Here is a 23,993-nt window from a genome sequence, read left to right as displayed (position 1 = left end):
ATGACCCGAATCGTATCACACCGTGGCGCCAACCATTTTGCGCCAGAGAACACCTTCTTTGCCGCCGATCTGGCGCTTGAACAGGGGGCTGATTACATTGAGCTGGATGTACGGGAGAGCGCCGATGGTGTGCTCTACGTTATCCATGACGAGACGCTGGATCGCACCACGAACGGGACGGGCCCTGTTGGGCATGCTCTGTCGCGCGATATTGATGCACTGGATGCGGGAAGCTGGTTCGATGAGCGTTTTAAAGACGCCAGGGTGCCGCGACTTGATGCCTATCTCGAACATCTGCGCGGCCGCGCGGGCGTTTATATTGAGCTGAAATACTGCGATCCGGTCAAAGTGGCTGCACTGGTACGCGATCTCGGTATGGTCCGTGATACGTTTTTCTTTTCGTTTTCCGAAACGATGCGCGCTGGCCTTCAGGCCGTTGCGCCGGACTTTCGCAAAATGATGACCCTCAATATCGCGATGTCTCCCTCTCTCGTTGCCACCGTGCATCATGCATCGATCATTGAGGTAAACGTAGAGCAGATGCGTCATCCCGGTATTCTTGAAACAAGCCGTAAGACCGGGCTTGAGATTATGGTTTATTACGGTGATGACGATATAGCGATTCATCAGGAAATTGCGGCGGCGGGCGTCGATTATATTAACCTCAATCGCCCGGATCTCTTTAGCCACACACGGCGATAGGTTTACAGAACGACTGAACGATAAGGTTCTGCGTCGCTACCCGTGTTTACGGGTATGACGGGTAAACAGAGAAGGGCAGCTGCGGTACTGCCCTTCGACATTATCTGGCAGGCCCCGGCCCTGGAGGGCGCCTGACAATGATGTTATATCGACGCGTTTTGATCGCGTAAATATGCCCTGCACCGTTCCCTTCCGTTTAATTGTAAACCTCTCGTTCCCAACACAAACAACATCGTGACACTAGCTGACTTTATCGTCTGCGATCGCTGCAGGCGAGTGCACCGGCCGGATTTATTCTGGCTGACGTAAGTGATGGCATCGCATAACTCGCGGTCAGATGCGGTGACAGGTGACAAGCACGCAGATAACGATAATCCTTCCTCTCTCCGATGTCTGAAATACGTTTATACAGACAGGTGACATACATTGATTTCAGTTTTTTTTAAGCGAAAATAACCAGAATTGATTTACGTCAATAAAAGAAATTATGCTGACATGACGGTCTCGTCCTATTCCCCCTTTTCACACTCGCTTCCTGAAAGTTATTTTTTTAACAATGAAAAATTAACGTTCTCATGTGACTGGTGGGATTTTGCACATGTCATGCTCTGAAATACATTGATCACTTACTGAACATCCTTATTCCATAAGCTCTGAAGGGGTTTTTAAATAAAAATCATATAAATCATAAATATGATAAAATATTGTTAAAGAATATCTCTGTAACCTTTAGTTACATATTTTTATTTCCTGTCATGCATGAAACGTTCATAAACTCCGTCTCCAGGTACTTTCTGGACGTTTTTTTATTTCTGAAAAGTACCTGAAAAATACCGTGTCGACGTGCTGGTGAATGGAATGCGCCCGCTTTACATCCCGGGGTTTTGATTCCTGTCAGATGACGGGAACCGGGATAGTGCTAATAAAGGGTTTGCTTTTTTTTTAATTTCTCGCTGGCAGTGACCGCTTCTATAACTTCATAGAACAGGGACAGCTATGTCTAATTCTTCCTTTCAGTCCGAAATACCCAAAGCACGTATTAATCTGAAACTTGATCTGCATACCGGCGGCGCGAGCAAGAAAACCGAGCTCCCTCTGAAATTGCTGGTTGCGGGCGATTTCAGCCATGGGCAGGAGACAGCACCGTTATCTGAGCGAAAAAAAGTTAATCTGAACAAAAATAATTTCGACGCTGTGCTTTCCGAATATTCCCCGAAAGTCAGTCTTACCGTTAAAAACACGCTTGCTGGTGACGGTAGCGAAGAAAATATCCGTCTGACCTTTCAGAGCATGAAGGATTTCTCGCCGGAGCAGGTCTCCCGACAAATACCTCAGCTCAAAGCCATGCTTTCCATGCGCAATTTACTTCGTGATTTAAAGGCCAACCTGCTGGACAACCAGGCATTCCGAAAAGAGCTGGAAAAAATCCTGCTCGATCCGGCATTAAGCGCCGAACTCCGGTCTGAGTTGTCTGCGCTGGCCCCGAAACAGCCATAGGCTCACGGTGCTTTAACGGATTAATAACGGATTAATAAGGAAGATGCTGATGTCTGTAAAAAATGAAAATGCCGCAGGTGGCGAGAGTGTGGTGCTGGAGCGTCCTGCTGCCGGGGTTTATGCGTCACTGTTTGAAAAAATCAATCTGAACCCGGTGTCCGAGTTGAGTGCACTGGACATCTGGCAGGATGCACAGGCGATGTCGGATGCGACAGCCGATGAGCGTCTGACGGCCGGGATGCAGGTGTTTCTGGAATGCCTGACAAAATCGGGCTCAAAAGTGGAGAAACTCGACAGAAACCTGATTGATCATCATATCGCGGAGCTGGACCACCAGATTAGTCGCCAGCTTGATGCCGTTATGCACCATGAGGACTTTCAGGCGGTAGAAAGCCTGTGGCGCGGCGTGAAATCCCTTGTCGACAAAACCGACTTCCGTCAGAACGTGAAAGTCGAACTGCTGGATATGGCTAAAGAAGATCTGCGTCAGGACTTCGAAGACAGCCCGGAAATTATCCAGAGCGGCCTGTATAAACACACCTACATTGATGAATATGACACGCCGGGTGGCGAACCGATTGCCGCGCTGATTTCCGCCTATGAATTTGATGCTTCTGCGCAGGATGTTGCCCTGTTGCGCAATATTTCAAAAGTTTCTGCAGCGGCGCATATGCCGTTTATCGGCTCTGCCGGCCCGAAATTCTTCCTCAAAGAGTCAATGGAGGACGTGGCGGCTATCAGGGATATCGGCAACTACTTTGATCGTGCGGAGTACATCAAGTGGAAATCTTTCCGCGAAACGGATGATTCGCGCTATATCGGTCTGGTGATGCCGCGTGTACTGGGCCGCCTGCCGTATGGTCCGGATACCACGCCGGTACGCAGCTTCAACTATGTGGAAGAGGTGAAAGGCCCGGATCACAACAAATACCTGTGGACCAACGCCTCATTTGCGTTTGCCGCCAATATGGTACGCAGCTTTATCAACAACGGTTGGTGCGTGCAGATTCGTGGCCCGCAGGCCGGTGGTGCTGTTCAGGACCTGCCTATCCATCTGTACGATCTGGGCACCGGCAACCAGGTGAAGATCCCGTCAGAGGTGATGATCCCGGAAACCCGCGAATTTGAGTTTGCGAACCTGGGCTTTATTCCTCTGAGTTACTATAAAAACAGAGATTACTCCTGTTTCTTCAGCGCGAACTCCACCCAGAAACCGGCACTGTACGACACCGCGGATGCAACCGCCAACAGCCGTATCAATGCCCGTCTGCCGTACATCTTCCTGCTGTCGCGGATCGCTCACTACCTGAAGCTGATCCAGCGTGAAAATATCGGGACCACCAAAGATCGTCGTCTGCTGGAACTTGAGCTGAACACCTGGGTGCGCAGTCTGGTCACGGAGATGACCGATCCCGGCGACGAGCTGCAGGCTTCTCACCCGCTGCGCGACGCGAAAGTGGTGGTGGAAGATATTGAGGACAATCCGGGCTTCTTCCGCGTGAAGCTGTATGCCGTGCCGCACTTCCAGGTCGAAGGGATGGACGTCAACCTGTCACTGGTTTCCCAGATGCCGAAGGCCAAGTCGTAACGTAAGGCAGGAAGCCGATGAAAACGGAACAACCGTTGTGGGGCAGGGGCATCATGATCTCTCCCCAGCACTTCCAGCAGCAGGTCGCGTATGCGGCCTGGTCTGCAGAAGCTATCGCCCGGATGGGATTATCACAGCCCTGGGGCGTGATACATGCCGCTTTCGAACAGGAAATGCTGAAGCTGGGCCGCCTGCAGGCCCGTCATCTCCATATTCGTTTTCAGGACGGGACGCTGATCGATACAGACAATGCAGATGCGCTGCCACCCGTGCTGTCGCTTGAACATGTTTCGCATGAAGTAGTGGTACTTCTGGCGCTTCCGTTACTGCGGGCGAATGGCGGCAACTGTCTGAAACCCGACGAAGTGGCTGAACGTCCGGTGCGATATCGCCAGCACTGGCGTGATGTCCGCAACACGTTCGGAGACGATATCCGCCAGATTGCGGTGATGCAACCCGAACTGACGCTGCGGTTTGCTCACCAGAACAACAGCGATTACCTGACCTGTCCGGTTGTCCGCCTGCAGCAGGATTCACAGGGGATGTGGCAACCTGATGAGACGTTTATTCCACCACTTTTGACCCTGCAGGGTAGCCGCTGGCTGCTGACCCAACTGGAGCAACTGATGACGCAGTTGCGGGCCAGGCTGAGCCGTCTGATGGCCATGCGTCGTGAAAGCAATGAGCGGATGGCCGATTTTGCCGTGGCCGATGTGTCTCTTTTTTGGCTGCTGAATGCCCTGAACAGCGCCGAGCCAGTGCTCGGACAGTTTCAGCGCCACCCACAAAGCCCGCCTGAGCGCCTGTATCCCGAGCTGGCACGGCTCGCGGGCAGTCTGCTGACCTTCTCGCTTGAGCATCAGGTAAGTGCAATACCCGCCTGGCAGCACGAGCAGTTGAACAACGTCTTCCCGCCGTTGTTTGACTTACTGGGCGACCTGCTGGAAGCCAGTCTGCCGTCGCGGGTGGTGGCGATTGAGCTTGAGCATGATGCGCGACTCCACTTCTGGCAGGCTCGTCTTCATGATCCTCGTCTGCGCGAAGGGGCTGACTACTATCTCTCTGTGCGCTCACCTCTGTCAGCGGCACGGTTGCAGGAGCAGGTTCCGCGTCAGTGCAAGGTCGGCAGTCCCGATCATGTCAGAAGTATCGTCAATTCATCGCGCGTGGGCGTTCCTCTGGTGCCGCTGCGTCATGTACCGGCAGCCATTCCACTGCGCCTGGAAAACCAGTATTTCAGCCTGGATGTTTCTCACCCTCTGGCCATCGACATGCTCCAGAGCGGCATCTGTATGTTTTACGTGCCGGGGATGCTCGGCGAGCCTGAACTTGAACTCTTTGCGGTGCTGAGGACATGACTGAGCGTAAACGCGGCAACACCGCGACCATTGATATTGATGCGCTTCTGCAAAACACCTGGCTGCAGGTTATCAGTCTGCGCTACGGCCCGGTTTTCCAGGACGGAGAAGGACGCAGGCTGTGGGAACACTGCATTGCTGATGTCGAGCGTGTGCAGCGCGAGCTAAAAGACAGCGAACTGAGTGAGGTCAGTTGTCAGCATATCCTCACCGCCCAGTGCGCCTTGCTTGATGAGGCGGTGAAAGGCCGCGGGGTAGAAGATGATGCCTGCGTGCAGTGGTATGACATTCCCCTGCAAGGGCATTTTCTTGGCACCATGGATGCTGGCGACACGCTGTGTGACCGGATGCGCGATGTGCTTCGTGAGCCCGCTCCTGACCAGGCTGTTGTGACCTGCTTCCAGCGAGTCATGATGCTGGGATTCCTGGGCAGTTATCGTTCACTGAATGACCCGGAGCGCCAGAAGCTTGTCTGCGCACTCAGTGATGACGTCACGCCCTTCAGCTACCCACAAAACCACCCAGTGCTTGCAGAAAGTCATCGCGGTCGGCGAATGGGCGGCTGGCTGGCCTCATGGCCTGTACGTATTGGCCTGAGTGTGGTCGTAGTGGCTGCACTTTGGTGGGGACTGGATCACTGGCTGGATCAGACGCTGCATACCCTGTTGCCGGGAGCGGTGAAATGAGTCCTGCACAACAGCGTGGGCTTGTGCTGTGGACCGCTCTGCTGAGCGCAGTGGTCTGCCTGTATTTCCTGCCTGTAACCAGATGGATATCTGTGTTCGTTCTGCTGGTGCTGCTGGGGCTTATCATGGCGACCTGGTATGTCGTCAGTCGTCGTACTGCGCCTGGTGTCACCCTGCATCTGGATGATCTCCCGGAAGCCACTTATTGTCAGCCCGTGGTGCTGGTCTGGGGCGACCTGCCGTTGAGCTGGCCACATCCGTCACCAGTGCTCACTGTCAGCCAGGGATGCTGGATTCGCGTAGCGGATCGTCAGGATCTGGAGCTGGTGGCCCGTGAGGTACTGAGGTTGCGTCCTGACTGGGGACGTCAACTGTCGGTGATGGTCAGTGTCTGTCCGCAGAAACATGCGGACAACGACGCTTTGCACCGTCGCCTGCTGGTCCTGCGCTGGCAAATTAGCCAACTGCGTAAAACTACCGGTCATTCAGTGCCACTGATTTTGAAGGGACAGATCGGCAGCGCGGTAGTGAGTAACCCAATCTGGCAGGCGGCCATTCCGGGTGAAGGGGTGAGCGTCTGGCGTCAGTCTTCAGCACCCTGCTCAGTCACGGCATGGGTCACCAGCGGCGGAACGTCTGCGATGCAGCAACAGGTGGTGATGAACAGCCTGATGAACTGGTTCCATCAGCACGTCCAGTCTGTCTTTATGGATGAGAATCCCGATGTGCCTGTCATTGCACCTACCGCGGTGCTGTGGGGAATGGGACCTGTTCTGGTCGGAAGCCTGGCCACGTCGGCCTGGACGGCGTGGCTTTGCCGTCACACCGCGATGCAGCAGGTGGCGGGCTGGCAGCCAGCAGGAACCGACAGTACGGTGCTTTCATCTTTGCCAGATTTTATCCTGCCGCTACTGCCAGAAGGGAAAGGCCTGACGCCGCGAGGTCGTGCGTGGCGTTGTGCGCTCGGGATTTTCACGCTGGCGGCGATAGCGTCGCTGCTCAGCAGTGGCTGGAACAATCGCCAGCTTCTGCAACGCGTGAGCTTTGATATAGCTCGCTATGACCAAATCCCGATGCACGACTTCGCACCAAAAGCCGATGCTGTTGCCGTTCTGCGTGACGATGCGGCAGAGCTGGACAATTGGGCGCGCAATGGCGTGCCACTCCGTATAAGTCTCGGTCTGTATCGGGGCGAGCGTCTGCGAATGCCTGTGCTGGATGCAATTCGCTCATATATGTCTCCGCCGCCACCGTCCGAACCACAGCCACAAGCCATACCGGTACCGAAAATTGTGCGCCTCAACAGTATGTCGCTGTTCGACTCGGGCAGATCGGATCTGAAAACCGGCTCCACCAGAATGCTGGTCCATTCACTGGTAGACATCAAGGCGAAGCCGGGTTGGCTGATTGTCATCGCCGGCCATACAGACAACACCGGTAATCCCCAACTGAACCAGACGCTGTCCCTGAAACGTGCCGAAGCGGTACGCGGCTGGATGCGTGATACGGGCGACGTGCCGGAAAGCTGTTTTGCGGTGCAGGGCTATGGCGCAAGCCGTCCGATCGCGACCAATGACACGCCGGAGGGCCGGGCGCTTAACCGTCGTGTCGAAATCAGTCTGGTACCGCAGGCAGAGGCCTGTCAGATACCGGACCACACCCAGGCGTCATCTCAGGATGATGACGCATCACTACACAATGGAGAGTAATTCCATGGCAATTCCTGTTTATCTCTGGCTGAAAGACGACGGCGGCGCGGACATTAAAGGGTCTGTGGACGTTCAGGATCGTGAAGGCAGCATCGAAGTGGTGGCACAGGAGCATAACCTGTATATCCCGACCGACAACAACACCGGCAAGCTGACCGGTACGCGCATCCACACGCCGTTCCTGTTCACCAAGGAAATCGACTCGTCCAGCCCGTACCTGTACAAGGCCGTGACCACGGGTCAGACCCTCAAGTCTGCGGAATTCAGGTGGTACAAAATCAACGACGCGGGCCAGGAAGTGGAGTACTTCAACACGAAGCTTGAGAACGTGAAGGTCGTGAAAGTCAATCCGGTGATGCACGACATCAAAAACCCGGCTTTCGAGAAGCACAACCACCTTGAGCAGATTGAACTGCGTTACGAAAAAATCACCTGGACCTACAAAGACGGCAACATCATCCATTCCGACTCCTGGAACGAACGCGCCACCGCGTAAGCCAGTGCGGACAGAGCTTCTCTGTCCGCTTTTTTGCTGAAAGTCTGTCATGACGGGTGTTGAGCAAAGAACCTCACAATCTGCCAGCCCGACCGTATGCGCTTTGGTTCCCGGAATGGGAAAAAGCGAAGGGCGGTAGCGTGCCCGGAAGCCATCAAGAGAGAAAAAAATGGAAAATCCAGCCATCCTGTTACGTCGTCTGAACCCGTACTGTGCCCGTGCACTGGAAGGCGCGGCGTCTCTGTGCCAGACCCGTGCCCATGCGGAAATTTTGCCGGAGCACTGGCTACTGAAACTGCTGGAGCAGGGAGAGGGGGATCTGACAGTGCTGGCGCGCCGTTACGAGTGGGATATGGATAACCTCTGGCAGGATTTACTCGGCTGGCTGGATAATCGACCGCGCTCGGTGCGCAGCCGCCCACAGCTGTCTGACACGCTTCAGACGCTGATGCAGGAAGCCTGGTTAATTGCCTCGCTTAACGGTGAAGAGCACATCCGCAGTGTGCATTTGCTGATGGTGCTGGTCGATAAGCCTGAACTGGCGCGCTGCGATGGTCTGTGGCCACTGCTGACGCTCGGTCAGAGCCAGCTGAAGCGTCTGCGTCATCTGCTGGACACGCAGTCGGACGAACGCCCGGACGTGCAATGCGAAGCGGAACTGGCCCAGAATCATGGCGGGGACGTGGCGTTTGTCGGCCGTCCTGTCGGGACTGAGCTGAAAGAGGGCGAACTGAATCCAGCGCTGCAGAAGGCGCTGGATAAATTCACCCTGGATGTTACTGCCAAAGCCAAAGAGGGCAAGATTGACCCGGTGTTTGGCCGTGATAGCGAAATTCGCCAGATGGTGGACATTCTCTCCCGTCGTCGCAAAAACAACCCGATTCTGGTCGGTGAGCCGGGCGTGGGGAAAACCGCGCTGGTGGAAGGTCTTGCAATACGTATCGCTGAGGGCAACGTACCGGAATCCCTCAAACCGGTCATTCTGCGCACGCTAGATCTCGGTCTGTTACAGGCGGGGGCAGGCGTGAAAGGCGAGTTCGAACAGCGCCTGAAAAACGTTATCGACGCGGTACAGCAGTCACCAGTACCCATTTTGTTGTTTATCGACGAAGCCCACACCCTTATCGGTGCCGGTAATCAGGCGGGTGGGGCAGATGCGGCCAACCTGCTTAAACCGGCGCTGGCACGAGGTGAACTGCGTACTATTGCCGCCACCACCTGGTCCGAATACAAACAATACTTCGAGCGCGATGCCGCGCTGGAGCGCCGCTTCCAGATGATCAAGGTGGACGAGCCGGATGACGACACCGCGTGTCTGATGCTGCGTGGCCTCAAATCCCGCTATGCCGAACACCACAACGTACATATCACCGATGATGCGGTACGTGCTGCCGTCACGCTGTCCCGGCGTTATCTCACAGGCCGTCAGTTGCCGGACAAGGCGGTCGATTTACTCGACACTGCGAGCGCCCGCGTGCGTATGAGCCTGGACACCGTGCCGGAACCACTGATTCGTATTCGCTCACAGATGGCCTCGCTTGAAATGGAGAAGCAGGCGCTGCGGGAAGATATTGCCGTCGGCAATCAGAGCCACGGTGAACGCCTGATTACCATTGAGCAGGAAGAGAACGAGCATATCGCTGCTCTCGACGAGCTTGAAACCCGGTACGTCCAGGAGCGCAAACTAACTCAACAACTGCTGGCATGCCGTAAGGATATCTCCCGCCAGAGCGAGGTGCGCGCGCTGCAGCAGGAACTGAATGGCATACAGCGCTGCCATCCGTTACTGACGATGGATGTGGACGTGCGCACCGTGGCTAATGTCATTGCCGACTGGACTGGCGTGCCGCTGTCATCGCTGATGAAGGATGAGCAGACCGAACTACTGGCTCTGGAAAACGAAATCGGTAAACGTGTGGTCGGGCAGGATGTGGCGCTCGCTGCGATTGCCCGGCGACTGCGCGCCGCGAAGACCGGGCTGACGTCAGAGAGTGGGCCGCAGGGCGTATTCCTGCTGGTCGGGCCGAGTGGTGTCGGCAAAACCGAAACCGCGCGGGCGCTGGCGGACGTGCTGTATGGCGGTGAGACATCGCTCATCACCATCAACCTGTCTGAATATCAGGAGCCGCACACTGTCTCCCAGCTGAAAGGCTCCCCGCCGGGTTACGTCGGTTACGGTCAGGGCGGCATTCTTACCGAAGCGGTGCGCAAGCGCCCGTACAGCGTTGTGCTGCTGGATGAAGTGGAGAAAGCTCACCGCGACGTGATGAACCTGTTCTATCAGGTCTTTGACCGCGGCTTTATGCGCGACGGCGAAGGGCGTGAAATTGACTTCCGTAACACCGTTATTCTAATGACCTCGAACCTCGGCAGCGACCACCTGATGCAGTTGCTTGATGAGCAGCCGGAAGCCACCGAGGCAGATCTGCACGAACTGCTGCGTCCGATATTGCGTGACCACTTCCAGCCGGCGCTGCTGGCCCGTTTCCAGACCGTAATTTACCGCCCACTGGCAGAAGCAGCCATGCGTACCATCGTGGAGATGAAACTCGCGCAGGTCAGCAAGCGCTTACATCGCCACTACGGCCTCAGCACGCACATTGATGAAAGCCTGTATGACGCGCTGACTGTCGCCTGCCTGCTGCCGGACACCGGTGCACGTAACGTCGACAGTCTGCTCAATCAACAAATTCTGCCGGTGCTGAGTCAACAGCTGCTGACCCACATGGCTGCGAAACAGAAACCACAGTCGCTATGCCTTAGCTGGAGTGAGGAAGAGGGTATCGGGCTGGAGTTTGACCGCACACAAGGAGTGCACGCATGAGCAACAATCCCCCGATCAGATTCAGCCACAACCATCACCAGTTGGCAGTGAAGGGATGTGACGCAGAGCTCGATGTACTGGCGTTTGAAGGCGATGAAGCCCTGAGCACGCCATTCAGCTATCGTATTGAATTCACAAGCTCTGACCATGCCATAAGCAAAGAAATGATGCTGATGAAAGCAGCCTCTCTGACGCTGCAGGCCTCGGTGGACCAGGGTTACGGCATCAAAATGCAGCAGGCCGTGCGAACTCTTCAGGGAATGGTGAGCGGCTTTGAACGTCTCAACACCTCAAAAGATGAAACCCATTATGCCCTTACGCTGCAGCCACGCATGGCGCTGCTCGATCGTTCGCACCAGAACGCCATTTATCAGGACATGTCGGTCCCACAAATCGTTGAAAAAATTCTGCGCGAGCGTCACAACATGCGCGGTCAGGATTTTCTGTTCTCACTCTCAAAAGAGTACCCGCGTCGTGAACAGGTGATGCAGTACGGCGAGGATGACCTGCACTTTATTACCCGCCTGTTGGGTGAGGTGGGTATCTGGTTCCGCTTTACCACTGATACGCGCCTGAACATCGACGTGGTGGAGTTTTACGACGGTCAGCAGGGGTATGAAAAAGGCCTGACGCTGCCCTCGGTTCCGCCATCAGGACAGCATTCGGAAGGGGTAGACTCGGTCTGGGGCATGGAGAGCCATCATAACGTGGTGCAGAAGCAGGTCAGCACCCGTGATTACAACTACCGTCAGGCCACGGATGACATGAACACCCAGGTGGATGCGACGCAGGGCGACAGCACCACCTGTGGCGATGCCTACCACTGGGGAGACAACTACCTTACCCGGGGTAATGCATACGACCGCAATCCGGCCCCGGAGTCCGGAGCCTTTTTTGCCCGCATTCGTCATGAGCGTTATCTGAATGGCCAGACCCGGACGCAGGGCATCACCAGCTGCCCGACCCTCTCTCCGGGTCAGGTACTGAACGTCACTGGCGGATACGAAGTGGCAGACGTGTTCGCTCAGGGCGTGGTCGTCACGGCGATGCACAGCCATGCGCGCCGTGATGAAGACTTTGGCGTCAACTTCGACGGCATCCCGGACAGCACTGATTTTAGTTTCCGCCCTGAGCCCGGCTCACGCCCCGTGATGGCAGGTACATTGCCGGCACGCGTCACCAGCACCACCGAAAACGACACCTACGGCCACATCGATAAAGACGGTCGCTATCGCGTCAACATGCTGTTCGACCGGGACAACTGGGAGACCGGATTCGAGAGCCTTTGGGTGCGTCAGTCCCGCCCGTATGCCGGCGACACTTACGGTCTGCACCTTCCGCTGCTGGCGGGCACCGAAGTGGCGATTGGCTTTGAGGACGGTAATCCGGACCGGCCGTACATTGCCGGCGTGCTGCACGATTCAGCCCACGGCGACCACGTCACCATCCGTAACTACAAACGCAACGTCCTGCGTACCCCGGCAAACAACAAAATCCGCCTCGATGACGAGCGCGGAAAAGAGCATATCAAAGTGTCGACGGAGTACGGCGGCAAGAGCCAGCTGAACCTCGGGCACCTGGTCGACAGCGAGAAACAACAGCGCGGCGAGGGGTTTGAACTCAGGACGGACAGCTGGGGCGCGATACGGGCGCAGAAAGGGCTGTTCATCAGCGCTGATGGCCAGACGAAAGCACAGGGCCAGATGCTGGAAATGCAGCCGGCGGTCAGCAATCTGGGTGATGCCAGGGAGCAGATGACGTCCATCTCCGGTGACGCGCAGAAGGCGACCGCGAACCCGGCCGATCTCCAGGCGCAAATCATGCTGCTGGAACAGCAGCTGACAGACCTTAAAAAATCAGTGCTGCTGCTCAGCGCGCCGGATGGAATGGCACTGACCAGCGGGCAACATCTGCAGGTATCAGCCGGGCAGAACCTGATAGCTACGGCCGGTAAAAATGCCGATGTCAGCGTGGTGAAAAATCTGTTCGTCGGGGTGGGTAATGCCCTGAGCGTGTTTGTCCGCAAGCTGGGGATCAAGCTCATCGCGAACCAGGGGCCGGTGAGGATCCAGGCACAGAATGACCTGATGGAGCTCATCGCTCGTGGAGAAATCAGCGTCGTCAGTACCGAAGATCGTATCGAGATTATTGCCAGGAAGCAGGTCACGATCAACGGGGGTGGAAGCTATATCACCCTTGATGCCCATGGCATTGAATCTGCCACACAGGGGGAGTACCGGACTAAAGCCGGGCATTACGGGCGAAAAGAAAAGGCCAATAAGCCAGAAGACTTCCCGAATGTGGCTCCTGAAACCACAGAACCTTCCAGTAAATTCAGCTTTTCCTGACAAGGAGTCAGTTTATGATTATCAGCCCACCGCTTCTGAAAGCGAAAGATGCCCATGAAACTGATGCGGCCTGGATTGAAAGAGTCATGACCGTAGTTGACCGCCGTGGGTATCCGGTTAACGGTTATGGTTCGTGGCATGGCGGAATACATATACGTCAGACTGACGAAGGGAGACCTGCTGAGAGCGTGCGGGCGATAGCTGATGGTACCGTCGTTTCACTCCGCAAAAGCTCAGACAAGCGCGATCAGGCACCATTTAACATCAACGCCGATAAACCCAATACAAAGGGGAGTGATGATGGTTATGTGCTGATAAAGCATGAAACCGAGATCGGTAGCGGTGATGAAGCAAAAGTGGCTTTCTACTCCCTCTACATGCACCTGAAGTCGCTGGCTGAAACTGTTAAGGAAGGTGAGAAAGTTTATCGTAAAGATCCGTTGGGTACTCCCGGGGTGGTGGATGGAGTGAATGCGTTCCACTTCCAGGTTTTCTGCGATGACGACAATATCAGCAAGCTCACGGGCAGGAAAACAGGAGAGCTGGATATTTCGAAGAATGGCCGCACCGATGCAGTTTACGGTGATATTCACTTTTATCTGCCACCGCAGACAAAGTTTTATGACAAGGCACCTGCAGATAACAGCACTTCTATCAGCGGACTTTCCGAACTCTATACGAGCAATGCACCTCTGTATGTCAGCATGACTCTGGCCCAGGGCAACTGCATGATGGTAACGCGGCAGAAAAATACGCAGGTTGACGGGAAATATGATCTACTGGGCGAGCCACTGGTGAATGCTGATGGCAAAGACTACGAATACAATCTCTATAAAACCGCGATGCGGAATTATAAGGAAAGCCCGAGTGCCGGGTTTGAATTACTTCGCTTTGGGCGGGTGATCAATACAGACCATGAAACACTGGTACCGGCAGATGCGCCATTATGGATGACGGTCAATTATCCTGGCGGAAAGGGAGTGGTAAATCTTGCGGATCCTGGCATCAAAAAGTTTAGTGACGCTGATTTCCCTCACTGGACGGGCTGGCAGTTGGTTGATGACGATAGTGACAGCGAAAGCCAGTGTAATTCAGCCGCTATTAAAAAACTTCAGGAAGATGGTGAGTTCGATAACCAGTGTGGGAAGCTAATCTGCCATTTCCCGTTTGAATGGGAAAGAAGTACGATCGACACCCGTTTTTCGTGGCTGAAAACGGGTAGTGAAGAGCATGATCCGATGACGGATGAAGATTACGCAAAATTTAAAGCTCATGCAGAAGCATTGTGTTTTGACTCTGGAGTATTGAGCAGCGGAAGGTTATGGCATTTTAATCCTGTGTATTTTATCAAACACATGCGACTTTGTGGTTGGCTTGGCATGAATGACATTATTAAATTAGTCCGAAAGTATCAAAAATCACCTGTGACTGTTTATGACCGCCGACACCCATTATCCATTGATGAACTCACAACACGTTTAACAGAAGAGGGCACGAATAGCGCTGGGGATGTTAAACGTCCAGCGTCCATAAATGAGGCACTCCCCAAAATACTAAATAAATATGGTATTAACACACCAATAAGGATTTCACACTTCTTCGGACAGATGGCGGCTGAAACCGGGCGGTTCGATAGCTTAGTCGAATTAGGTTCTGCGAACTACTTTGCTACGCACTATGATCCAGGTACGGATCAGGGCAATAAGTTAGGAAATATACAGGCTGGTGATGGTGCTCGGTTTAAAGGTCGGGGATCTATTCATCTAACTGGAAGGACTAACTATGGTCATTACAGTGCATATCGTCAAGGTTCAGGTTCTAATTATTTCACTATAGAACCTCATAATGAATTAATCGTAGAAGATGCATTTTTCGCATTTGATGCAGGTGGCTATTATTGGTCCAGTAAGCAAAAGTATATAAGTCGCAATGGACGACTAGTGGGCTCCGGAAAATTAGGAATAAACTTTTGGGCTGATAAGGGGGCGACTTATAATAATGCTGAAGAGGTTACTCGGAGAATAAATCCAGGGAGAATGGCGTTTGAGGACGTCAGGTGGCCTGCATTCAAGCATGCCTGGTATGCGCTTAACGATTCTACAGAACAAGAATCCGACTATTTTGCCATTGAGGAATAAGTTATGAAGTTTTTAAAATTACTGGTTATGCTATTTGTGTCGATGACCTTCTCAGCTTTTGCAATGAGTTCAAATGCAAAGTTGTCTCCCCAACAAACAGTCACTAATTTTATAAGTGACTATGAGCAGTGGAATGACGAAGCTACACAAAATTTAAGTGAAGACACTGGATTTAAAACGAAGGATGAGTACATTAAACTACTAAATAAATATTGCACGCAATCTTCTGACAGAATTGGTTATGACATATATGGGCAATACTCTTTGCATATTGCTGATGGGGAAAAAATAGTCAGCACTGAAAAGGATAATCATGGCGTTACAATTAAAACAGAGGTGCCATCTAGATTTGGAGAGACAGATGCTGATTTGGACTATTTTGAGTATCATTTGGTTTTGAAGAAAAATAAGTATTTAATTGAAGAAGTGTATCAGTTGTCTAAATCTGGTAAGAAAGTAAAAACATTATAATAACAAGGCTTTAAATAAAAGTTCCCCTTGCAATCTAACTTTTCCTTGCATAAAGGTTTTTGAAAGTAACTAAAGGTATAAATGTTGCAGATAAAGGTATTGCAGAAAGGAAAATAGCTACTAAAAAAGCAAGAGAGGTGATTGATGATGAAGTTTAAAACCAACTCATTTTGTTTATGATGCTTGGTGCTACGGCTTTTAGTTCTTGGGCGGGATATTACAACACAATTGATACTGATGGTGTAAGTATTCATTTTGATAAGGATAAAGCTGGATCTGTAATTGTTCACGATGACAAATTAAATACGGACTACTCGTGCAAAATAGAAAATTGGGATGATTCATTACTCTCTGGTGCTGGAGGTATTTCTCTAACTAGTGATCATGTAGGCGTGCTTATAGCATCAGGAAATAAATATCTTGATGTTAAGGAGCTTATAGATTGTAAAGGAGAGTCAATCCGCATTAATTCGATGAAGTTGCTTGAGAGTATTTCATTTGATGGTGACTAGCCTTAGTTAAAATTTGGAAATTTTAAAGCATGAGCGTGTGAATGTCGTATTCCCTGAAAGATCTTCCGAAATGTTATCCCCGGCAAGTTCCACCTAAAATATCCCGTTGGCTTGCCGTATTGGTGGCGATGCTGGTCATCAGCGTGATCTTTATGCGGATATTCGGACGATACATCGATAACAGTCACTTTTGGATGTTGGCCATTGGCACACCATTAGTTGTGTGGATTGTGTGTTTCACAATTCGCATGTGGGCCTGGTCATTACAGGACAGTAAAGCGAATGGTTTTGACCGGCGTCGGGAGCAATGGATCCTAAGTGAGACCCGTAGGGCTCGTCGTGCACTTCAGGTATTGAATACGACATTTATTACAGCCCATCAGGAAGACGAACAGCTTTCTGTTGCTGATGATATGCTCAATAATCACAGCATTATCATTTCGCAGTCGGACTGGAAAGGCGAAAAAAGCAGGAGGCTGAGCCGTATTACGGCAGAACCAGAAGATACTCCTGGATTAGTTATCTCACGTCTGTTTTTAGAGCTGATTGCCGATCTTCCAGTTCGCCAGTTTCCTGAGAACGCTTCGCTTGTTGTCATCCTTGATGTCTCGTCATCTCTGCCATTCTCTGCTGTCAGAAATATCTGGCAGGAAGCCTGGCAGGAGAGTGGCATAACCTGCGCGCTTGAATACACAGACAGCAATGGGCCGGGGGTAGTCAACCACTGGCTGGATCACCGCATCAAAGATGATGCGATGTTGTTGATTGTTGGCCTCCAGATTGATCCGGTTGTTTCAAACAATACTGCTGAAGCAGCCGTTACTCTGCTTCTTGGCAACCGTCTGACCCAGGAGGCACTCGAACCTCTCGCGTTGCTCCACCGGCCAGATGCTGCTCCAACCGGAGAGCTTAGGGAGGGGATGAACATGGCTGCCTATAACGTCCCGCTCAAAGAAAATATCGTCAAAAATTTATGGCTTGCCGGGCTGACAGGTGAGCAGCGTGCAGAAGTTATTGCGTGCCAGAATGCGCACCCTGCGCAGTCTGTAGAGGACGAAGCCGTCATTTCGCTCGATACATCTATGGGACATGCCGGTGCCGCGGCCCCCTGGCTGGCTATCGCTGCCGCCACCGAAATCGCCCGACAAACTCAGTTACCACAGATGATTATCTGCGGTGATACCACACAGAATGTGCTGTGGAGCACGCTCATTACCCCGATTGCTTCCCGACAGGAGATGGATCCGTGAAGCTACCTTTAGCACCGAAGACTACGGAAGGCCGCTATCTTGCTGTCGCATTGATTTTCTTTTTGCTGTTAGCCGTTATGACTTTCATGGTCTGGAAGCATCCGGATATAGCCGGGATTGAAGACGGAAGTCAGCAGCAAATTTACTGGCTTATTGCCGGCGGATGTATTTCAGGCTGCGCCCTTATCGTTTCCGTAGTGCTTGTGGCGGCGGTACGCAATGCCGGCAAACAGGAGTTTAATAAGCTTGTCGACAACACCAACGGTGATGATGAGAAAAAGAAGCGGGAAAATGATAAAGCGCCTGTTCACCCTGCGGTGGTAATGTGTAACAAGATCCGGGGACATCTCCGCTCCCGTATTGGCCTTTACTGGCGTCGTAAAACCCGTCTGCTGTTAATCACTGGCGATGAGGCGGCAATCGAACTACTGGTACCTGGCCTGCAGGAAAACCAGTGGCTTGAAGGTAACCGTACCGTTCTGATTTACGGCGGCAGTCTGACTGCTGAGCCCGATAAGGAAAAATACGCCGCGCTGCGTAAACTGCGTCGCGGGCGTCCACTGGACGGTATTGTCCGCGTCATGCCGCAGTCGCTTAATCTGACCCCACAAATCAGCGACAACGATTTACGCGGACTGGAAAAAATCAGCGAACTGCTCCGTTATTCCGCCCCGGTCTGGCTGTGGCAGCTGTGCGACAGCACCTGGTCGCAGGCAAAACGTACTGAGCAGCCGGTCGGGGCCAGTTTCCCACTGCGTGCTAAGCCCGACGATATTACCCGCCAGCTTGAGCTGATGCTGCCGGCCCTGCGAACGCAGGGCGTGAGTCAGGTCGCTGAGAACAATGGCCACGACTTCCTGCTGCGCCTGGGCCAGCACCTTAAAGACGGCGGCATCGCCCGCTGGGCTCAGCAACTGGAGCCATGGCTGGCCGCCTCTCAGCAGCGCGTTCCGCTGCGAGGCCTGATGTTCAGCCTGCCGGAGAATAAACCCGCCGCTACCGCAGGAGAAACAGCCAGTGCTGCACCTGCCGACGCTGAGAAATATATCCCGGAATCACAACGCCATGCGCTGACCCTGCCGGTAACCTGGCAGGGTATTGTGGATGACTGTACCCGCGTGCGTGGCCGCCGTGTCGGTATGGCGTGGGAACAGACGCTGGCCTGGACGCTGATGGCCATTATCGGTGTCTGGGGGGCGGGGACGCTGCTGTCGTTTGCGGTCAACCGCCTGCAGATTGTCTCTGTGGCGCAGCAGGCGCATGCTCTGGTGGAGCATCCCTCCGTATCGGATTATCAGCTGACGGCTCTGCATACGCTGCGTAATGACGCCGGCCGCCTGCAGCACCGAATTCAGGAAGGCGCGCCATGGTATCAGCGCTTCGGTCTGGACCATAACCAGCAACTGCTCGATGCGATGCTGCCCTGGTACGGCGTGGCGAACAACCGCCTGATCCGCGACCCGGCAAATGCCGCCCTGACGCAGAAGCTCAGCGTGCTGGCAGGCTCCGCTCCCGGCAGCGACCAGCGTGCACAGCTGGCGAAACCGGGCTATAACCAACTGAAGGCCTGGCTGATGATGTCCCGTCCGGATAAAGCCGATGGCGCGTATTACGCTCAGACCATGAAAGCCGTGCAGCCGACGCGGATGGACATTTCAACCGGCCTGTGGCAAAGCCTGTCACCGGATTTGTGGGCCTTCTACATTTCCGAACTGCCAAAACAGCCACAGTGGAAAATCACGCCGGATGCGCAGCTGGTGAGCCAGAGCCGTCAGGTGTTGTTGCAGCAAATTGGACGGCGTAATGCTGAAAGCACTCTGTATGAGAACATGCTCAAATCCGTGCGTCGTAATTTCGCAGATGTGTCTCTGGAAGACATGACCGGCGGTACCGATGCGCGGCGACTGTTCACCACCGAGGAAGTGGTGCCCGGCATGTTTACCCGCCAGGCGTGGGAAGGGGGCATTCAGCAGGCTATCGAAAAGGCCGCAAATTCCCGCCGGGATGAAATTGACTGGGTGTTGAGCGACAGCTGGAAAGCGGTTTCCTCAGACCTGTCGCCGGAAGCCCTGAAAGCACGTCTGACGCAACGTTACTTCACCGACTTTGCCGGCAGCTGGCTGAGCTTCCTCAACAGCCTGCACTGGAATCCGGCAAACAACATTGCTGATGTGACTGACCAGCTGACGCTGATGAGTGATGTCCGTCAGTCGCCACTGATTGCTCTGATGAATACCATCGCCTGGCAGGGGCAGACCGGTCAGCAAAGCGAAGGCCTTTCGGATTCCATCATCAAATCGGCTAAAGATCTCGTAGGCGGGAAAGACAAACCTGCGATTGACCAGTCTGCGTCAGGGCCGCAGGGGCCGCTCGATGAAACCTTTGGTCCACTGCTGACGCTGATGGGGAAAAAAAAAGGCAGCAATCTCATGTCGGCTGACAATTCCCTGAGCCTGCAGACGTATCTGACCCGCATTACCCGCGTGCGTCTGCGTCTGCAACAGGTGGCCAGCGCCTCTGATCCTCAGGAAATGATGCAGACCCTGGCGCAGACCGTATTCCAGGGCAAAAGTGTGGATCTGACCGACACCCAGCAGTACGGCAGTCTGATTTCGGCAAGCCTTGGCGAAGAGTGGAGCGGTTTTGGCAGCACGATGTTTGTGCAGCCACTGACCCAGGCCTGGGAGACCGTGCTTCAGCCGTCGGCAGCGAGTCTGAATGACAAGTGGAGCCGGTCAGTGGTGGCGAACTGGCACACCGCCTTTGACGGGCGTTTCCCGTTTGCGGCGAGTAAAAGTGATGCCTCCCTGCCAATGCTGGCTGAGTTTTTGCGCAAGGACAGCGGACGTATTGAGCGCTTCCTGACGACAGAGCTCAGCGGGGTACTGCACAAAGAGGGCAGCCAGTGGGTACCGGATAAGGTCAACAGCCAGGGGCTAAGCTTTAACCCGGTTTTCCTGCGGGCGATTAATCAACTGAGCCAGTTGTCAGACATTCTGTTCACCGATGGCAGCCAGGGCATCAGCTTTGAGCTGCAGGCGCGCCCTGTACCGCAGGTGGTCGAAACCCAACTGACCATTGATGGCCAGCCGTTGCACTACTTCAATCAGATGGCTGACTGGCAGAGCTTCCGCTGGCCGGGAGAGACTTACAAGCCGGGGACGATGCTGACCTGGACTACGGTCAACGCCGGCGCCCGCCTGTTCGGAGATTACAGCGGGACCTGGGGCTTTATTCGCTGGCTGGACCAGGGCAAGCGCCAGCAGCTTGACCGCAGCCAGTGGATGATGAGCTTCACCGCTCCGGACGGTCGAACCCTGCAGTGGGTATTGCGCTCACAACTCGGAAAAGGCCCGCTGGCACTGCTCGATCTGCGCGGATTCACGTTGCCGGATCAGATATTCAGTGTCGACAGCGCAGCCACGGCTCAGGCGCTGATGGCCAGTGCCGGAAACAGTGACATGGATGGAGTCGAATAATGAGCACACTGCAAAATCTGGTTGCCGCCTGTCAGGCTGATGAAGACTCTCAGTTGCGGCAAGAGGCGCAGACACGCACAGAAAACTGGCAGCCCTGGCTTGCTCCGGTAACTGGCACCAGTCCGACCGGAGAAGACCCTAGCTATGACGACGATTTTCAGCGTATCCGGGAGGAGGTCAATAAGCTTTCTGGTATCGATACCGGGCTGATTTGCACGCTTGCTGAAAAACTGCTGACCAGCACTGCCAAAGATATCCGGGTTGCCACCTATTACTGCTGGGCGCGTTTGCACCAGGACGGGGAAACCGGATTTGCAGAAGGGCTTGAACTGCTGGCGGGATTGCTACAGCGCTATGGAACGCAGCTTCACCCTCAGCGTGAGCGGAGCCGTAAACCGGCGCTGGAGTGGCTCGCAGGCTCCCGTGTTCTGGACAGCCTGTCACTGTGGCCGGAAGTGGTACGCGACGATGCAGTGCGCACTGCCGGTGCGCTGCTGCTTATTCGCGACAGTCAGGAGACTGAGCCGGAAGCGTCACGCCCTGAGCTGAATGCCCTGTACAGCGCGCTGGAATCTCGCCTGATCAAAGCCGGTGGTGTGGATGCTATGGTGCCACAGAACGCCGGTAACAAGGCACAGTCACAGACCTCCACGCACACGACGGAGCCTGACGCGCCGATTCTGAGTCGCATTACCTCCGGTCAGGATTTGCTGGCCCAGGCCCGTACACTGACCAGATATCTGCGTGAGCAACCTGATGGCTGGCTTGCCGCACACCGACTGATGAAAAGCCTGCGTCATGACACGCTGAGTGCAATTCCGGCCCCGGATGCCGAAGGGAAAACGCGCATCGAACCGCCGCGCGCTGATCAGCGGGCCATGCTCAAACGCCTGTACCTGCAGCAGAGCTGGCTGGAGATACTGGAGCAGGCGGACAGCACCTTCTCGCGTGGCGCCAATCACCTCTGGCTGGATTTGCAGTGGTATATCCACCAGGCCCTGATGAAATCGGGACAGGATGTACTGGCTGATATCATCGCTGCCGACCTGAAAGGACTGCTGCGTCGCCTTACCGGTCTTGAAACCCTGGCCTTTAATGACGGTACGCCGTTTGCCGATGAGGTCACGCTGAACTGGATAAACCAGAGCGTGCTGGACGATATGTCCGGCTGGCGGGATGAGCCGGTCAGTACTGTCAGTGAGGCGGATAATCATATCCTGGCTCTCGAGCCGGAAGCCCTGGAGAAAGCTGACACTGACGGTCTGGACGCCACACTCCACTGGCTCCAGACGCGCCCGGGCGCCGACTCCGCAAAAGACAAATGGCTGCTGCGTTTGCTGATGGCCCGTGTGGCCGAGCAGAAAGGTAAGAATGAACTGGCGCTGCATTTGTTGGGTGAGCTCGACAGTGCCGCACAGTCGATCACCCTCACGCAGTGGACACCGGCACTGCTGTTTGAAGTGAAATCACGTCGCCTCAGACTGCTGCGAATGAAAGCCACACGCAGTGAAACTGATAAATTACGGCTTCAGCCCGAGATGGATTTGCTTCTGTCCGGTCTGATTGCGCTCGATCCGGCCAGCAGTGCGGTGCTTTGCGGATAACCCGGACAGAATTCAGCTAAAGGGAAAAATATGGCAGCAGAAGGCTTTTACCTGGTGCAGGGCGACAAGACGACCTGCGGCGGGAAAATCACCACGGGCGCAGAGGATCACACTCTGTTTGATAAACCGGTTGCCCGGGAACAGGACAGCGTGACCTGCGGTAAACATGCCGGGCTTTTCAAGATAGCCGCTGGCATCGACAACGATACCATTCATAACCGGCGAATGGCCGGAACCCTCGACAGCTACAGTACCTGCCCCTGCAAGGCGAAGTTTATTCCGTCGATGATGGATGATACATACGAGAAAAGTTCAGCAGGAGCAGCAGCTTCTGCTGAGGAGCCTGGAAAGACATCGATAGCGAATGCCGTTTCTCAGGTTTTTCTGGCAGGCGCGCAGGCTGATACGATGTTAGCTCCGGGATATCCTACGTTGATTAACACCCACACCGTTCCGGATGACAATGTGCGAGGGATGCTGAGACGTAACAGACATGATTTCCTCTTGCTGACGCTGGAGGAATGCCAGAAGATTATTGACGGCTGGGATTTCGTTAAAAAGAAATGGAAAGATGCCACAACAAATCCTCTCGGGAATACTGTTAAAACTTATGCAACGAATATAGATGATGCAGTTAATGCTTCAGCGATAGTTTACAAACTTGGAAGTATCGGTATTACCGCGACGGTGTTTATTAATCACAAAGGAACACGGCTGATAAAGATTAGTGGTTATGCGGCTATCAGGAAAACGCTAAACGCCCCGGTCTTTGCAGAAATGAATCCAAAAATCATTGAAGCAGGCATAGGGAAGTTTGGTTTGCAAAAAGCTATTATCGATGGTGCGATTCTCGGTTTTGCCTATGTATCAGTAATAGATACAATTGACTTCATATTGAATGATGAGACTACACTTACAATGTTCCTTGGAACACTTGCTACCGACCTCGTCAAAGTGGGCATTTCTTCAGCAGCGCTTTACGCTGTGGGGTTATATACAATGTCGGCGTATGTTGTCCTGAACATAGCCGTAGTCCTTGTTTTTGGTGCTGGTTTGGCATGGGTATTAAACACTATTGATAAGAAATATCATATTACAGATAACCTGGTTAATTTTATAGCTCCTTACATCGAATCAGCCCAACAAGAGTTTGTTGAAAAATCCCGAGAGGTTTCAGACGACGTACTGGATTTAGGCGCGATGTATATTGATGGAGTGCTTAGAAAAGGCCGGCAGGTCGTCGAGTCTGAGATAAAAAAGTACATTAAAAAATACATTGGCGACTTAACTTCACAGGTAATTGATTTATGAGTCCAAAACGTAGGTTTATT

The 23,993-nt window shown here is 53.7% G+C and carries 16 protein-coding genes; all 16 read left to right on the top strand.

Annotated features, from left to right (window positions below; genetic code table 11):
* The 16 genes from ugpQ to C7434_RS09640 all read left to right on the top strand — a co-directional run bounded on the left by ugpQ (position 1) and on the right by C7434_RS09640 (position 23,973).
* Entirely contained in the window at positions 1-702 is a 702-nt protein-coding gene (ugpQ, locus tag C7434_RS09715; RefSeq protein ID WP_054687363.1) for a glycerophosphodiester phosphodiesterase, read from the top strand.
* A 996-nt stretch (positions 703-1,698) separates the two neighbouring features.
* Positions 1,699-2,199, top strand: coding sequence for a type VI secretion system contractile sheath small subunit (tssB, locus tag C7434_RS09710; protein WP_054633396.1), 501 nt, complete (start codon positions 1,699-1,701; stop codon positions 2,197-2,199).
* Between the two features lie 43 nt (positions 2,200-2,242).
* A complete protein-coding gene (tssC, locus tag C7434_RS09705; protein ID WP_039339797.1) occupies positions 2,243-3,787 on the top strand; it encodes a type VI secretion system contractile sheath large subunit in 1,545 nt (514 codons plus the stop codon).
* A 17-nt stretch (positions 3,788-3,804) separates the two neighbouring features.
* Positions 3,805-5,145 carry a type VI secretion system baseplate subunit TssK gene (gene tssK, locus C7434_RS09700; protein ID WP_133745406.1) on the top strand — a complete coding sequence of 447 codons (1,341 nt, stop codon included), beginning with the start codon at positions 3,805-3,807 and terminating at the stop codon, positions 5,143-5,145.
* A complete protein-coding gene (gene tssL / locus C7434_RS09695) occupies positions 5,142-5,831 on the top strand; it encodes a type VI secretion system protein TssL, short form (protein ID WP_133745405.1) in 690 nt (229 codons plus the stop codon). Before tssK ends, tssL begins: the two co-directional genes overlap by 4 nt.
* Positions 5,828-7,540: an OmpA family protein gene (locus tag C7434_RS09690; RefSeq protein ID WP_133745404.1), complete on the top strand. Its 1,713-nt coding sequence runs from the start codon at positions 5,828-5,830 to the stop codon at positions 7,538-7,540. Before tssL ends, C7434_RS09690 begins: the two co-directional genes overlap by 4 nt.
* Before the next feature lie 4 nt (positions 7,541-7,544).
* Positions 7,545-8,036: a type VI secretion system effector Hcp gene (gene hcp, locus C7434_RS09685; protein ID WP_133745403.1), complete on the top strand. Its 492-nt coding sequence runs from the start codon at positions 7,545-7,547 to the stop codon at positions 8,034-8,036.
* Positions 8,037-8,205: 169 nt separating this feature from the next.
* Complete coding sequence (tssH, locus tag C7434_RS09680; protein ID WP_133745402.1) at positions 8,206-10,860, top strand: type VI secretion system ATPase TssH; 2,655 nt, start codon at positions 8,206-8,208, stop codon at positions 10,858-10,860.
* Complete coding sequence (vgrG, locus tag C7434_RS09675) at positions 10,857-13,208, top strand: type VI secretion system tip protein VgrG (protein WP_133745401.1); 2,352 nt, start codon at positions 10,857-10,859, stop codon at positions 13,206-13,208. The genes tssH and vgrG overlap by 4 nt, the downstream gene beginning before the upstream one ends.
* Before the next feature lie 14 nt (positions 13,209-13,222).
* Positions 13,223-15,346 carry a M23 family metallopeptidase gene (locus tag C7434_RS09670; protein WP_226374550.1) on the top strand — a complete coding sequence of 708 codons (2,124 nt, stop codon included), beginning with the start codon at positions 13,223-13,225 and terminating at the stop codon, positions 15,344-15,346.
* 3 nt (positions 15,347-15,349) lie between these two features.
* Positions 15,350-15,817, top strand: coding sequence for a hypothetical protein (locus C7434_RS09665; protein ID WP_033740743.1), 468 nt, complete (start codon positions 15,350-15,352; stop codon positions 15,815-15,817).
* A 176-nt stretch (positions 15,818-15,993) separates the two neighbouring features.
* Positions 15,994-16,329 (top strand): hypothetical protein, encoded by a 336-nt coding sequence (locus C7434_RS09660; protein WP_226374549.1) that lies wholly within the window; start codon positions 15,994-15,996, stop codon positions 16,327-16,329.
* A 41-nt stretch (positions 16,330-16,370) separates the two neighbouring features.
* On the top strand, positions 16,371-17,579 hold the full coding sequence (locus C7434_RS09655; RefSeq protein WP_033740741.1) for a hypothetical protein: 1,209 nt from the start codon (positions 16,371-16,373) through the stop codon (positions 17,577-17,579).
* The gene (locus C7434_RS09650) at positions 17,576-21,058 is read left to right on the top strand and encodes an ImcF-related family protein (RefSeq protein WP_133745400.1); all 3,483 of its coding nucleotides are present in this window, start codon (positions 17,576-17,578) and stop codon (positions 21,056-21,058) included. The genes C7434_RS09655 and C7434_RS09650 overlap by 4 nt, the downstream gene beginning before the upstream one ends.
* The gene (gene tssA, locus C7434_RS09645; protein WP_133745399.1) at positions 21,058-22,662 is read left to right on the top strand and encodes a type VI secretion system protein TssA; all 1,605 of its coding nucleotides are present in this window, start codon (positions 21,058-21,060) and stop codon (positions 22,660-22,662) included. The genes C7434_RS09650 and tssA overlap by 1 nt, the downstream gene beginning before the upstream one ends.
* Positions 22,663-22,692: 30 nt before the next feature.
* On the top strand, positions 22,693-23,973 hold the full coding sequence (locus C7434_RS09640) for a PAAR domain-containing protein (protein ID WP_133745398.1): 1,281 nt from the start codon (positions 22,693-22,695) through the stop codon (positions 23,971-23,973).
* Positions 23,974-23,993: the final 20 nt, after the last annotated feature.

Source organism: Pantoea sp. PNA 14-12, from assembly GCF_004364735.1.
Lineage (GTDB): Bacteria > Pseudomonadota > Gammaproteobacteria > Enterobacterales > Enterobacteriaceae > Pantoea > Pantoea stewartii.
Note: the sequence above shows the minus strand (reverse complement) of the source record. Positions and strands in the feature narration are given on the sequence as shown.